Below are 13,339 nucleotides of genomic sequence, written 5' to 3'. Positions count from 1 at the left end.
GATGGTCACCGTGGCCGCACCGCGGGTTTGCCATGATCTCGGAGACTTGTGGTACACGGGTGTACATCAGCGCTCCGTGATCATGAAAAACCGTTGGTGTCGACGGCGGGTAGAGCATGATCACGGAGACTTCTGGTCGCTGGGCTGCGCTGTCCGTGGTGGTGCGGGCCGGCGCGGCGTGCGGGGGCGCGGGCGCGGGCACGGTGGCTGGAAGCCGGGCTCGCCGGCAGAACGGGGCGGCGTCAGGGCATTTCGATTGCGCGATGGCCCCGCAAGGAAAACGCCGCGAACCGCCTCGCTGGCCCGGCGCCGCGAACCGCCTCGCTGGCCCGGCGCCGCGAACCGTGTCGCTGGCCCTGCGCCGCGAACCGTGTCGCTGGCCCTGCGCCGCGAACCGTGTCGCTGGCCCTGCGCCGCGCCGCCTTGCTGGCCCGGCGCCGCGGACCGCCTTGCTGGCCCGGCGGGGGAATGGCGAAGGCCGCCCGGACCTGAGTCCGAGCGGCCTTCGCTCACCGGGGGGAACCGGGTGTTCAGAGCTTGACGTTGAAGCGGGGGTCGGCGGCGATCTTCTGGAAGCCGGCCAGCGCCTCCGGGGTGTCGTCGATGCGGATGTCGTGGCCGCTCTGGTCGTGCGCGGTCTCGAAGTACACCAGGCCCTTGATCTGCGGCATCTTGGCCAGCTGCGGCAGCACGGTCGCGTAGACGTTGGCCTTGTTGCGGCCGTCGACCTTGGTCGAGGAGTCGTACACGCCCCACTCGGCGACCATGATGGGCTTGGCCGGGTGCTTGGTGGTGGCCCAGGTGTACCAACCGGGGAAGCTCGCGCTGTTGGTGCGGTTCATCAGGTAGTTGAAGTCGCCGTAGTGGAAGCCGCCCGGCTGCGCGTTGTTGTAGGTGTCCACGCCGACCCAGTCCACGACGTCGTCGCCCGGGTACAGGTCGCCCCACCACGCGGTGTTGTTCCACTTCTCGTAGTTCATGTAGGCGATCACGAACACCGCGTTGTTGACCCCGTCGGCCTTGAGGCGCAGCGCGGTGTGGCGGAACATCGCGGCGAAGTCCTTGGCGGTCTGGCCCGAGCCGGCGGCCGGGTTCACGTCGTTCTCGGGCTCGTGGTGCAGCACCATGAAGAACTGCTTGGTGTAGTTGGCCTTCAGGTACGTGGCCAGGCGGTCGATGCGGGCGTCCTGGCTGCCGGCGGCGACCTTGGCCCACGTGGTGCCGTAGGAGACCTTCCAGTTCAGCATCAGCGTGCGCGGGTGCGCCGGGTCGTTGGTCATGGCGATCTCGTCCTTCGTCGGGAAGAGTTCGTCGCCCTTGTGGTACGTGTGGTAGATCGTCGACGTCCGGCCCGACTTCGCCTCGAAGGTCTTCAGGGCCTCGTCGCGCGGCACGTCCGAGAAGCCGCCGGCCGCCGCGCCCCACAGCACGCCGCAGGTCGGGACCAGCTTGGCGCCCACCGCGCAGTCGCTCGGCGTGGTCGGGGCCGGCGTGGTCGGAGCCGGGGTGGTGGGGGCCGGCGTGGTGGGGGCCGGCGTAGTCGGCGCGGGGGTGGTCGGAGCCGGCGCCGGGGCGGCCGGGCGGGTCACGGTCAGGTTCAGCGCGGGCTGGCCGCTCTTGGCCTCGGCGGAGGAGAACCGCGCGAGCGAGTTCGCCGCGGTCGAGGTCACCGCGAAGGTGTACGTCCCGGCGCCCTTGACCACGCCGCTCACGTCGAACGTCACCGAGGTCGCGCCGGAGGCCGGCTTCACCGTGGCGACGACCGCGCCGAGCGCCGGGTCGTTCTTGGCGGACAGCGTCTGCTCCGACCACTTCGCGTCGGCGACGCGGCTCAGCGAGATCGAGCCGGGCAGCGTGCGCGACGCGTTGGTCAGGGTCACCTTGGCGTTCTTGACGGTGACGCCCGTGCCGAGGCCGGCGACGTTGAACTTCAGGAACGAGATCATGGTGTCGGTACCCTGGCGGCCGGCGACGAGGGTGTCGGAGGCGCCGAAGTTGTACGACGGGCGGGCGCTGGAGCTGTAGCTGTCGTCCGCGGCGCCCGAGCGCACGACGTCGGTCGTCGCAGCAGCGGCGGTGCCGCTGAAGGCGGTGGTGCCGAATCCGGCACCGATGGCGAGCGCGGCGATCGGCATGATGGCGCGGGCGTGGCGGCGAATCACTATGCGGAGCCCTTCGGTCGGCGGAACCTTCTGGAGTGGTGCGCTGCCCGGCGTTGTCATCCGGACCTCCACAAGATTCGGGACCCCCGGTTACGCCCCCGGTTCGCCGCAAGTTGCCGTTGGGGTGTCCGCGGCCGGGCCGCTGTGTCCACTGTGGACTGGTCGCGCTCGGGAAGGCGATCGGCGCCGCGGCCGGCGGCCCGGTGTCGAAACGTTGCCGAGCGGGTATGTGCATTCCGCCCGTGATGCATCAGACGAACGGACGGAACCGGCAACCCACCTGTGACCGAAACCCAACGCTTCCGAACTAGGCGGGCAATTCCGGCGAACGTAGTGTTAGTCGAGTAAGCCGCAAGACAAGGAAATGCCACATATCACGCCGCGACTCGTCGCTACGACCCCTCGAGGAGACTGAGATGACCCCGATGCTGATCTCGCGCCCGGCCGTTCACGTCGTCCCCGAACTGTCCGGGGAGCGTTGCGACAGTTGCGGCGCCGCGGCCAAGCTGGTGGTGACCTTCGGCACCGGCGAGCTGGCCTTCTGCGGTCACCACGCGAACAAGTTCGCGGACCGCATCGCCGCCACGGCGGACAAGGTCTCCGTCGAGTCCGGCTTCGCATGGCGGAACTGACGCATCCAATACGAGCAGTGGCGCCGCGACACTTCGTCGCGGCGCCACTGCCATTTTGGGCTGATTTTTCGCGATATATCTGGTCAAACCGGCGCGGGACGCGGCGGCGAGGAGGAGCCTTCGAGGCCCGCTTCCCGGCCATCGTGGCCTCTCACCGTCGCCGGTGCCCTGGTGTCCGCCGCAGCGTCGTGGAGCCCGGCGTGCGCACCGGCGTCCAGCTGACGCCCACGCGCGGCGTGGGTGCCGGCAAGGTGATCCGCGATCGAGGCGTCCGCGTGCGGCGTGGGCGCCGGAAGTAGCGGCGGCAGGAAGAGCTCGACGAGCCGGCCCCGCCAGTGCAGCGTGGTGAGCGCCGAGAGGGCCGGGTTCGGCGTCACGGCAGCCGCTGGCCGAACAGGGCGGCGATGCGGCGCTGCCACGCCACCAGGACGCGCGGCGGGCGGTTCGCGCCGGCCGGGTGGCGCAGGCCGTGGTTGCGCGGCCGGGCCGAGCCGCCCTGATGCCCATGGGGTGAGCTGCCCTGATGGCCGCGCGGCCGGTCGACGTGGTCCGGGACGCCGGGCAGCCGGTGCGTGAGGCGGTGGAGCAGGCCGCCGCCCCCGGGACGATCATCGGTCATCTGAGAACACCTCCGAGACGTACGCTGTACGTCCAAGCTTGACGTACGCTGTACGTCCCGTCAAGGGCGCCGATAACACGCACGATCAGCGTGTTGTCGGTTAAGTCCGAAAAATCGGATATGTTGCCGTTAGCATCGGCCTGTGCGTCGCAAGCCGAGCCCTCGTCCGCGGCGGCCCGGGCTGGTGGGTCGCGAAAGGGCGCTGCTTGTCGCCGTTTCGGTGTGCGGTGTGGCATTTCTGGCGGCGGTACCGGCGATGATCCGGCAATTCTCATCCGTGCTGGCCGGCCTCGTGGCCCTCGCCGCCGGCCTCGTCGCCGTGGCGCTGGTCCGCCGGCGGTCGCGGCGGCTGGCCCGGTCGCTGGCCCGCTCGTCCGCGCGCCGGCGGGGGCTTGAGCAGCAGCTGCGCGAGCGGGCCACCCGCGACCCGGTGACCGGCCTGGCCAACCGGGCCCTGCTCACCGCGCTGCTCGCCGACATCCGGCCGGGGCTGACCGTGGTCCTGCTGGACCTGGACGGGTTCAAGGAGATCAACGACGAGCTCGGCCACCAGGCCGGGGACGCGCTGCTGGTGCAGGTGGCCCGGCGGCTGCGCGACGCGCTGCCCGACGCCGACCTGATGGCCCGGCCCGGCGACGACGAGTTCGCGGCGGTGTGGCGCGGACCGGCGCCGGCCGGGGCGGCCGAGCGGGCGCTGGCCCGGCTGCGCCCGCCGTACCAGGTGGCCGGGCGCCAGGTGCACCTCACCGGCAGCGCCGGCGTCGTGGTGGCCGACGGGCAGCGGACCTCGGCCGAGGTGCTGCGCGACGCCGACCTGGCGCTGCAGGCGGCCAAGGGCGGCGGGAAGGACCGCATCGTGCGCTACGACACGGGCCTGCGTACCGCCGCCGACCGGCACCGGGAGCTCGCCGCCGGGCTGCGCCGGGCGCTGCGCGAGGGCGAGTTCGCGGTGCACTACCAGCCGGTCGTGCGGCTCGCCGACGGCCGGATCACCGCCGTCGAGGCGCTGCTGCGCTGGCACCCGCCCGGGGGCGAGCCGATCCCGCCCGGCGTGTTCATCCCGGTCGCCGAGGCCACCGGGCTGATCGTGCCGCTGGGCTGGTGGGTGCTCGGCCGGGCGTGCGCGGAGGCGCGCGAGTGGCACGCGCGCGACGGCGTCAGCCTCACCGTCAACGTCGCCGCGCACCAGCTGCGCGAGCCGGACTTCGTCGAGCGGGTGCGCGGCGCGCTGGAGGAGGGCGGGCTGCCGCCGAGCGCGCTCGTGCTGGAGCTGACCGAGAGCAGCCTGGTCGCCGACGCCGAGTCGACCGCGCGGCTCGACGTGCTGCGCGCGGACGGGGTCCGGGTGGCCATCGACGACTTCGGCACCGGGTACTCCTCGCTGGCCTACCTGGTGCACCTGCCGGTCGACGTGCTCAAGATCGACCGCACCTTCCTCGCCACCGCCGTCGACACCACGCTGATGCGGGCGATCCTGCAGCTGGCCGGCGGGCTCGCGCTGCAGACGGTGGCCGAAGGGGTCGAGACGGAGAAACAGGCCGCCGCGCTGCGCGCCCTCGGTTGTGAGCACGCTCAGGGGTTTCTGTTTTCCGCGGCGGTACCCCCGGAAGAGCTCGATGCGCTCCTCTCAGGCCGCCTCGAGCTCGGAGCGGCGCGGGCGCGGTAGCGGGACCGGCCACTCCTCGCCCTCGGTCGCCCGGCCAGGGCCGGTGAGCGCGGAAACCGCCGGGATCCGATCGGCGGACACGACCCGGTCGCGGCCGGCGCGCTTGGCCGCATAGAGCGCCCGGTCGGCGAGCAGGACCAGCTCGTCCGGCTCGGCGGTGTCGGCCGGCAGCACCGCAGTACCCCCGGAAACCGTGACGTCGCGAAGCACGCCACCGCCCAGGTCGACCGGATCGGCGCCGACGGCCGCGCGCAGCCGCTCCGCCAGGCCCGCCGCGTCCGCGCCCGAGGCATTGGGCACGAGCAGGGCGAACTCCTCGCCGCCGTAGCGCGCGACGGTCACCTCCGGGCCGGCCTGCGCGCGCAGCCGGCACGCGACCTCGCGCAGCACGGCGTCGCCCGCGGGGTGCCCGAACGCGTCGTTGACCCGCTTGAAGTGGTCGATGTCCAGCAGCACCACCGCGACCGGGCGGCCGGGCCGGCGGCCGCGCAGCCGCTCCTCGAACGCGCGCCGGGTGCGCAGGCCGGTCAGCGCGTCGGTCACGGCGAGGCGGTGCTGGTCCGCGACCAGGCCGGCCATCCGCGCGATGACCAGCAGGAACAGCAGCGCGCACGCGACGGCGATCACCGGGACGTCGCGCGTGTCGCCGCGGTGGTACTGCACCAGGAGTACCACCGGGGCAAGTAATGACGCGGCCGCCAGGAGGACCACGCGGGCGGCCGGGCCGGAAACGGCGCGCACGGGCGCGGGGTCGTCGACCCGCCGCATGCCCGGGTGCAGCGCCGCGCCTGCGAGCAGCGCGTATGCCAGCAGCCACGCCCCGGTCGCCGCGGCGTCGCCGCGCAGCGAGTGCGCGATGTCCCCGGCGAACATCGCGACCAGGCCGGCGAGCAGCATCAGGCCGGCGCCCCCGCCCGGCCGCAGGCGCAGGGCGAGCGCCAGCACGAACGCGGCGAGGATCGCCGGCGTCGGTCCGATGAGGTACACCCAGGCCAACAGCCCGGCGGCGGTGGCCGCGACCGCCGCGTCCAGCAGCGCCGGGGCGGGCCGGCGCCCGGTGCGGCGGCGCAGGAAGCTCGCGAGGGCGGCGATGATCAAGGGGTACTGCGCGACGTGCAGGGCGTCGGCGGCGTGAGCGAGCACGGCGGCGCCGAGCAGATACCAGCCGGCGCGGCCCGGCGGACGGTGGCGCCGGGTGGCGATCAGGACGGTGGCCGCGGCGGCAGCCCCCGTGATCAACGCGACGATCTCACCGACCGTATTCACATCACCATTCTCCGTCATGGGCGCACCTTTGCCACCGCGTCTGCACCTTTGCGGACACGGCGGTGCTCCGGGCCGGGCGTCTGCTTGGTTGCATGACTCCTCAACTGCTGGAACACGTTCGCGCCGAGGCACTGTTCGTGTCCGACGTGCAGTGCTCGGAGCCGTTGGACGCGTTGCGCATCCGCCAGGCGGTCATGCGCAGCGTCCGCCGGCACGGGCCGCGGGGCTGCGCGGCGCTGGTCGCGCAGGAGTTCGGGGAGCACCCCGACATGGCCGTCGGGCGGATGTGCTGGGTCCTCGACGCGGTGCGCCGGGCGTACGTCTGATTTTTTGTCGTACCCCCCGGGCAGAATCCGGGTATGCGATTCGAGGAGCTGGCCGGGGTGTCGCGGGCGGTGGCGGCCACGCCGGCGCGCAACGCCAAGATCGACCTGCTCGCGGCGGCGCTGCGGTCGCTGGCCGGATCCGGCGACGAGCGCACCGTCGCGGCCGGCGCCGGCTATCTCTCCGGCGAGCTGCGCCAGCGCCAGACCGGGGTCGGCTATGCGAGCCTGCGCGACCTGCCGCCGCCCGCCGCCGAGGCCTCGCTGAGCGTCGCCGACGTCGACCTCGCCTTCGAGCGCATGGCGGGGCTGTCCGGCAAGGGCTCCCAGGCCGCCCGCCGCGCCGAGGTCGCGGCCCTGTTCGGCGCCGCCACCGCCGCCGAGCGGCAGATGCTCATCGGGCTGCTCAGCGGCGAGCTGCGCCAGGGCGCGCAGGCCGGGCTGCTCGCCGACGCGCTGGCCCGGGCGGCCGGCCTGCCCGCCACCGCGGTGCGCCGGGCCCTGCTGCTGGCCGGCGACCTCAAGACCGTCGCGGCCGACGCCCTGCTCGGTGGCGAGGCCGCACTGGCGGCCTATCGCCTCACCGTTGGCCGGCCGCTCGCCCCGATGCTCGCCTCCAGCGCCCCCAACGCCACCGAGGCCCTGGCCGCCACCGGCACCCCGGCCGCCGCCGACATCAAGATCGACGGGGTGCGCATCCAGGTGCACCGCGACGGGCCGGCCGTCTCCGTCTTCAGCCGCAGCCTCGACGACATCACCGCCCGGGTGCCGGGCGTGGTCGCCGCGGTCGCCGCGCTGGACGTGGCCGCGATCGTGCTCGACGGCGAGGCGGTCGGCGTCGACCCGGCCAGCGGCCGGGCCATCCCGTTCCAGGAGACCTCCAGCCGGGCCGCCCGCCGCGACGGGGTCGCCGTGCTCGCGCCGTTCTTCTTCGACATCCTGCACCTCGACGGCGTCGACCTGCTCGACGAGCCGGCCGGGCGGCGGTGGGCGGCGCTGGAGCGCGTGGTCCCCGGGCCGCTGCGGGTCGGGCGCACCATGCTGACCACCCCGGAGGAGGCCGAGCAGGCCTTCGCCCGGGCGGTCGCCAAGGGCCACGAGGGGCTGGTGATCAAGTCGGCCGCCGCGCCCTACGACGTCGGCCGCCGCGGCGCCGCCTGGGTCAAGGTCAAGCCCCGGCACACCCTCGACCTGGTCGTCCTCGCCGTCGAGTGGGGCCACGGGCGGCGCCGGGGCTGGCTGTCCAACCTGCACCTGGGCGCCCGCGACCCGGCGACCGGCGGGTTCGTGATGCTGGGCAAGACCTTCAAGGGCATGACCGACGAGATGCTGCGCTGGCAGACCGAGAAGCTGCGGTCCCTGGCGGTCGAGGAGTCCGAGTGGGTCGTGCGGGTGCGGCCCGAGCTGGTGGTGGAGGTCGCCTTCGACGGGGTGCAGACCTCGCCGCGCTATCCGGGCGGGGTGGCGCTGCGCTTCGCGCGCGTGCTGCGCTATCGCGAGGACAAGCGGCCCGAGGAGGCCGACACCATCGACGCGGTCCGCGCGATTCACAAGGGCGCGGCGTGAGGCTCCTCTTTGCCCTCGGGGCCGTCGGCCGGCTCGCCGTCCAGGTCGTCGGCCAGCAGGTCGGCCGGCTCCGGGCCGCGGGCTTCCTTGCGGGCCAGGTAGATGAAGCCGTAGGCGGTCATCGCCGCGAAGAGCCACCACTGCAGCACATAGCCCGCGTTCTGCAGCGCGTTCTCTTTCTCCGCCGGCACCGCGGTGAATCCGGCGGCCGGCTGGTCCGCGGTCACGTAGGCGTCGAAGATCGCGTAGGGCAGCGTCGGGGCGATCACGACCGGCGTGATCCGGCGGATCTCCGTGTGGCCGGCGACCGCCTGGGGCCGCTCGCCCCGGCTCTCCGGCGGCCGCAGCCGCCCGGAGACGGTGACCGTGCCGCCCGGCGCGGCCGGCACGTCGGGCGCGGTGAGCGCGCCGGCCGCGGCCGGGCGCACCCAGCCCCGGTCGACCAGCACCGCCGAGCCGTCGGCCAGCACCAGCGGCGTGAGCACCTCGAAGCCGACCGAGCCCTCGACCGTGCGGCCGCGGACCAGGATCTCGTGCGCCGGGTCGTAGCTGCCGGTCGCGGTGACCCGGGTCCACTCGGTGTGGCTCGCGGGCGGGGGCCCGGCGGTCCCGGCGGCCCGCCCCGGCGCGCCGATCACGTCGCCCAGCGGCACCGGCGTCGCCGACGTGCCGGCGTCGATCCGCGCGTTGATCGTCGCCCGCTGGTGATAGCGGTCGAGCTGCCACAGGCCCAACAGCACCATGACGGTGGCCGCGGCGACCGTCAGCGCGGCGTAGCCGAGCCAGTGGCGCGTCGCGAGAAACCGGTACACAACCAAGCACGGTATCCCCTTCGCTTCGGGACCGTCGGGGTGGCATCGGTTCGGTATCGTCCGGGACACAGTTACGCCTCAGCGCCGGAGGAGACCATGAGCACCATCCCACGGCTCGTGATCAGTGCCCCGTCGTCCGGTCACGGCAAGACCGCCGTGTCGGTCGGCCTGCTCGCGGCGCTGACCGCCCGCGGCTACCGGGCGGCCGGTTTCAAGATCGGGCCGGACCACGTCGACGCCGCCTACCTCGGCCTGGCCGCCGGTCGCCCGGGCCGCAACCTCGACCCGCGCATGGTCGGCGCGAAGCGGATGGGGCCGCTGTTCGCCCACGGCGCCGCCTCGCTGGACATCGCCGTCGTCGAGGGCACGATGGGCCTGTTCGACGGGCTCGCCGGGCGCACCGACAGCGAGTCCACCGCCCAGATCTCCGGCCTGCTGCGCGCCCCGGTCATCCTGGTCGTCGACGTCGGCGCGATGGGCCAGTCGGTCGCCGCGCTCGTGCACGGCTTCCGCGCCTATGACGAGCTGCTCTGGCTCGGCGGCGTGATCCTCAACCGGGTCGCCTCCTCCCGCCACGAGCAGCTGCTGCGCGAGGCCCTCGACGACATCGGCGTCCCCGTCCTGGGCGCCCTGCGCCGCCACGCGCTCACCGACGTGGGCGACGCCGGCGCGCCGCTGCCCTCGCGCCACCACGGCGTCGCCCCGGTCGTGCACCACAACATCGACGCCGTGCGCGCCGTGCGCCGTCTCGGCGAGGTCATCGCGGGCGCCGTCGACATCGACCGCACCATGGCCCTGGCCCGCTCGGCGCCCCGGCTGACCTCCGACGCGTGGAATCCGGAGGCCGAGCTCGCCGAGGCCGGCGCCAGCGACGCCGCCTTCGCCTCCCTGGCCTCGACCCGCATCGGCCGCCGCCCGGTCATCGGCGTGGCCTTCGCCTACCCGGAGACCGCCGAGCTGCTCACCGCCGCCGGCGCCGAGGTCGTCCCGTTCGACCCGCTGCGCGACGAGGCCCTGCCGACCGGCGTCGACGGCCTGGTGATCGGCGCCGCCCTCCCGGAGTCCTATGCCGAGGAGCTCACCTTCAACGGCCGCCTCCGCTCCGCCGTCGCCGCTCACGCCGCGGCCGGCAAGCCGATCGCCGCCGAGGGCACCGGCCTGGTCTGGCTCTGCCGCGACTACAACGGCCGCCCGATGTGCGGGGTGCTGGACGCCTCGGCCCGGGAGACCGACCTCGTGGTGCTGGGCTACCGAGAGGCCACCGCGCGCTCGTCGTCGGTCCTGCTGCCGGTCGGCGCCCAGGTCATCGGCCACAAGATGCACCGCACCAGCGTCACGCCCCGGTCCGGCCTGCAGGCCGCCTGGACCTGGGCCGGTGGCCCGGCCGAGGGCTTCGTCCAGCGCGGCGTGCACGCCTCCTACCTGGGCCTGCACTGGGCTGGCACGCCGTCGATCGCCACGCGCTTCGTGGCCGCGGCCGGCGCCACCGCCGCCCCGGCGCCGGGCCAGTGGAGCACGCCGTCCACCAGTCCGTATGGCCGCCCGTCCGTCCCCTTGATGACCTTCCCCACGGCCCCGGTGACCGGCGTCCCGGCCGCCGCGGGCACACCGAGCTACGCCGCGAGCTACACCACGCCCGAGCCGCCGGCCCCACCGCGCGCCCCGATCCCCGGCTCGGTCCTGGCCCACCCGGCCGGCCCGGGCTCGATCGCCGCGGCCGCCCCGGTCTCCGCCTCCGCCCCGTTCGCCCCGACCTCCGCCCCCGCCGCGGCCGTCTCCGGCGCCCCCGCCGCGGCGGTCGCCGGTGGTGGCGGCGTTGCCGGCAGTGCCGGTGGTGGCGGCGTTGCCGGCAGTGCCGGTGGTGGCGGCGTTGCCGGCAGTGCCGGTGGCGGTGTGGCCGGTGGTGCCGTCGGCGGTGTGGCCGGAGCTGCGGTTATCGGTGGCGGTGGCGTCGGGGGCGGCTCGGAGGCTCCCGCGAACGCGCCTACCTCGCCCGGTGCCTCGTCGCCCTTCGGCCCGGCGCTCGGCCCCGCGATCCCGACGCCGTGGACCTCTCCCACGCCGCCCGATCCGGCCGCCCTGACCTCCTCACCCTCCTCTTACCCGGCTTCCGCGGCCCGGGCGGTCCCTTCCGCGCCAGCCTCATCGCTGCCGGCCGCCTTGGTGGTGCCCGCGTCGGCCGTTCCGGCTTCCTCGGCGGCGCCCGCCTCAGCGGTTCCGGGCTCGTCGGCCGTGCCCGCGTCGGGTGTTCCGGGCTCGTCCGTGGCGCCCGCGTCGGCGGTTCCGGGCTCGTCGGTCGCGCCCGCGTCGGGAGGTCCGGGCTCGTTCGGGGCACCTGTGCCGGGTGTGTCGGCGGCGTCGGCCCCGGGTGTGCCGGGTGCCGCGGGGGCGCCGGCTACCGGGGGACCGGCCGTCGAGGCCGCCCCTTCCGACTTTTCGGATGAAGCGGGCGAATCCGATATTTCGCATTTGCCGGGCTTGGCCGGGTCTGATGCTGTGTGGCCGGCGGATGCCGGTGACCGGGGCCGAGCCGCGGCCGGGCTTCCCGCGGCCGGGCTGATCCCGTCGGGGCCCTGGTCCTCCGCGCCGGACGACGAGGCGACCACCGTGCTGCCCGCCGCCACCAGCGTGGCTGCCGGTGACACACCGCCGGGCGCGACGGATGAGGCGAGCGTTGGGGTGCCTTCCGCCGCGAACGCCCCCGCGACCATCTCCGGCCTGCCATCGTCTGGGGTTGTGCCGACCGCCACCCAGCCTGTGTCCTCAGCCCCGCCAGCACAGCCCGTTTCCGCCGGCCCGCTCTCCGCCGCGCACCCGGTCTCCTCCGGCCCGCTGTCCGCCATGGAGTCCGTTTCCTCCGGTTTGCTCTCCGCCGCACAGCCCGTTTCGTCCGGACCGCTGTCCGACGCCGAATCGGTGCGGCCGGTGTCCTCCGGGCCGCTGCCGGGCGCCGGGTCTGTCCGGCCGGTTTCGTCGGGGCCGCTGGCCTCGGTTGACGCCGTGCGGCCGGTTTCGTCGGGGCCGCTGGCCGCGGCTGACGCCGTGCGGCCGGTCTCGGCCGGGCCGCTGGCGCCTGCGGTGTCGGCGGTGGAGCCGGTCTGGACAGCGCCGGTCGGGCCGGAGCGGGGTGGAGCGGCGACGTCGGCGGCCATGCCGGTCTCGTCGGCGCCGATGCCGCAGGTGACGGCGCCGGTGTCGGCCGCGCCCGGTGGGGTGACGGCGATGCCGGCGGCGGAGTCTGAGCTGGTGGCGGGCGAGCCGGGGGAGGCTTCGGAGCCGCTCGCCGAGCAGGCCCCGGTCTCCGCGCCGCCCGTGTCCGCGCCGCCGTCGTCCGCGCCGCCCGTGTCCGTGTCTGTCAATTCCGGGACGATCTCCGGCGCGCCCGTGTCGGGGGCGGGGTCTGCCGGGTCGGGTTCGGTAGTGTCCGGTTCCATGCCTCCTGTGCCTGCTGCTGGATCGACGTCCGATTTGTCCGGTTCGAGCCCGGTCTCCGCGCCGCCGTCGTCGTTGGGTGGGGCGGCGGGCGAGCGTAGCGGCGGCGATGAATCGCCGGCCGGTGGTTCGAACGAGGCCGCCTAGTGTCGACCTGGTCGGTGGCGCTGCGCCGCTTTCCCGCGCTGCTGGTGGAGACGCCGCGGCTGACCGTTCGGCCGCTGTGCGCCGACGATGACAAGCGGGTCGCCGAGATCTTCGCCGACCGGCTCGTGCGGCGGTGGCTGCCCGTGGCGCAGGACGAGCTGGAGGCGTTCGACGGCTACGCCTGGTGCACCGAGCTCGCCGTCGAGCGCCGCGACAGCGGGGCCGGTGATCACTACGGCATCGTCCGCCGCGAGGACGAGCGCCTGGTCGGCTGCCTGTGGACGAAGAACACGGACTGGCTGACCCGGTCGACCGAGATCGCGTATGCGGTCGCCGCCGACGCCCGCGGCTACGGCGTGGCGCCGGAGGCGGTCGACGTGCTGGCCCTGTCCCTGCTGCTGGAGCACCGGTTCCAGCGGATCGAGCTGCGGGTCGCCCCGGGCAACGTAGCCTCACGGCGCGTGGCCGAGAAAGCCGGCTTCACGTACGAGGGCCTGCTGCGCAACGCCGGCTCGCTCGCCAGCGGGCGCGTCGACCTGGAGAGCTGGTCACTCGTCCCCTCCGACATCCGCTGACCCCACCCGCTGCCGTCCGCCGCTGTCCCACGGCGCGACCGGTCGCGGGCCTACGGCGCTGCCGGTCGCGGGCCTACGGCGCTGTTGGCGGCGGGCGCGCCGGGATGCGGTCGGTGCCGGTGGGGTCAGTGGCCGCGGG

At 74.5% G+C, this 13,339-nt stretch carries 10 protein-coding genes; 6 read left to right on the top strand and 4 right to left on the bottom strand.

All coding sequences use genetic code 11. The features are described 5' to 3' along the window. Positions 1 to 530 precede the first annotated feature (530 nt). Positions 531 to 2,162: a CBM96 family carbohydrate-binding protein gene (locus tag ACQPXD_RS47540; RefSeq protein ID WP_432830299.1), complete on the bottom strand. Its 1,632-nt coding sequence runs from the start codon at positions 2,160 to 2,162 to the stop codon at positions 531 to 533. A 416-nt stretch (positions 2,163 to 2,578) separates the two neighbouring features. Between ACQPXD_RS47540 and ACQPXD_RS47535 the strand changes: the two genes are divergently transcribed. After that, a complete protein-coding gene (locus ACQPXD_RS47535) occupies positions 2,579 to 2,794 on the top strand; it encodes a DUF7455 domain-containing protein (RefSeq protein WP_432830297.1) in 216 nt (71 codons plus the stop codon). 373 nt (positions 2,795 to 3,167) lie between these two features. Here ACQPXD_RS47535 and ACQPXD_RS47530 read toward each other — a convergent pair whose 3' ends face one another. Next, on the bottom strand, positions 3,168 to 3,413 hold the full coding sequence (locus tag ACQPXD_RS47530; RefSeq protein WP_432830295.1) for a hypothetical protein: 246 nt from the start codon (positions 3,411 to 3,413) through the stop codon (positions 3,168 to 3,170). Between the two features lie 229 nt (positions 3,414 to 3,642). Between ACQPXD_RS47530 and ACQPXD_RS47525 the strand changes: the two genes are divergently transcribed. Next, positions 3,643 to 5,079, top strand: coding sequence for a putative bifunctional diguanylate cyclase/phosphodiesterase (locus ACQPXD_RS47525; RefSeq protein WP_432830293.1), 1,437 nt, complete (start codon positions 3,643 to 3,645; stop codon positions 5,077 to 5,079). Here ACQPXD_RS47525 and ACQPXD_RS47520 read toward each other — a convergent pair. Then, positions 5,041 to 6,363, bottom strand: coding sequence for a GGDEF domain-containing protein (locus ACQPXD_RS47520; RefSeq protein ID WP_432830291.1), 1,323 nt, complete (start codon positions 6,361 to 6,363; stop codon positions 5,041 to 5,043). The genes ACQPXD_RS47525 and ACQPXD_RS47520 overlap by 39 nt on opposite strands. A gap of 74 nt (positions 6,364 to 6,437) precedes the next feature. Here ACQPXD_RS47520 and ACQPXD_RS47515 point away from each other — a divergent pair, with 74 nt between their 5' ends. Then, a complete protein-coding gene (locus ACQPXD_RS47515) occupies positions 6,438 to 6,671 on the top strand; it encodes a hypothetical protein (RefSeq protein WP_432830289.1) in 234 nt (77 codons plus the stop codon). 33 nt (positions 6,672 to 6,704) lie between these two features. Continuing rightward, positions 6,705 to 8,234 (top strand): ATP-dependent DNA ligase, encoded by a 1,530-nt coding sequence (locus tag ACQPXD_RS47510; protein ID WP_432830287.1) that lies wholly within the window; start codon positions 6,705 to 6,707, stop codon positions 8,232 to 8,234. Here ACQPXD_RS47510 and ACQPXD_RS47505 read toward each other — a convergent pair. Beyond that, on the bottom strand, positions 8,216 to 9,052 hold the full coding sequence (locus ACQPXD_RS47505; RefSeq protein WP_432830285.1) for an SURF1 family cytochrome oxidase biogenesis protein: 837 nt from the start codon (positions 9,050 to 9,052) through the stop codon (positions 8,216 to 8,218). The two genes, ACQPXD_RS47510 and ACQPXD_RS47505, sit on opposite strands and share 19 nt — an antisense overlap. A gap of 90 nt (positions 9,053 to 9,142) precedes the next feature. Between ACQPXD_RS47505 and ACQPXD_RS47500 the strand changes: the two genes are divergently transcribed. Further along, positions 9,143 to 12,625, top strand: coding sequence for a cobyrinate a,c-diamide synthase (locus tag ACQPXD_RS47500; RefSeq protein WP_432830283.1), 3,483 nt, complete (start codon positions 9,143 to 9,145; stop codon positions 12,623 to 12,625). Then, positions 12,625 to 13,200: a GNAT family N-acetyltransferase gene (locus tag ACQPXD_RS47495; protein WP_432830281.1), complete on the top strand. Its 576-nt coding sequence runs from the start codon at positions 12,625 to 12,627 to the stop codon at positions 13,198 to 13,200. The genes ACQPXD_RS47500 and ACQPXD_RS47495 overlap by 1 nt, the downstream gene beginning before the upstream one ends. Positions 13,201 to 13,339 lie beyond the last annotated feature (139 nt).

Origin of the sequence: Dactylosporangium sp. CA-092794 (assembly GCF_050948465.1) — a bacterium.
Taxonomy (GTDB): Bacteria; Actinomycetota; Actinomycetes; order Mycobacteriales; family Micromonosporaceae; genus Dactylosporangium.
This window is presented reverse-complemented; position numbering and strand designations above follow the sequence as displayed.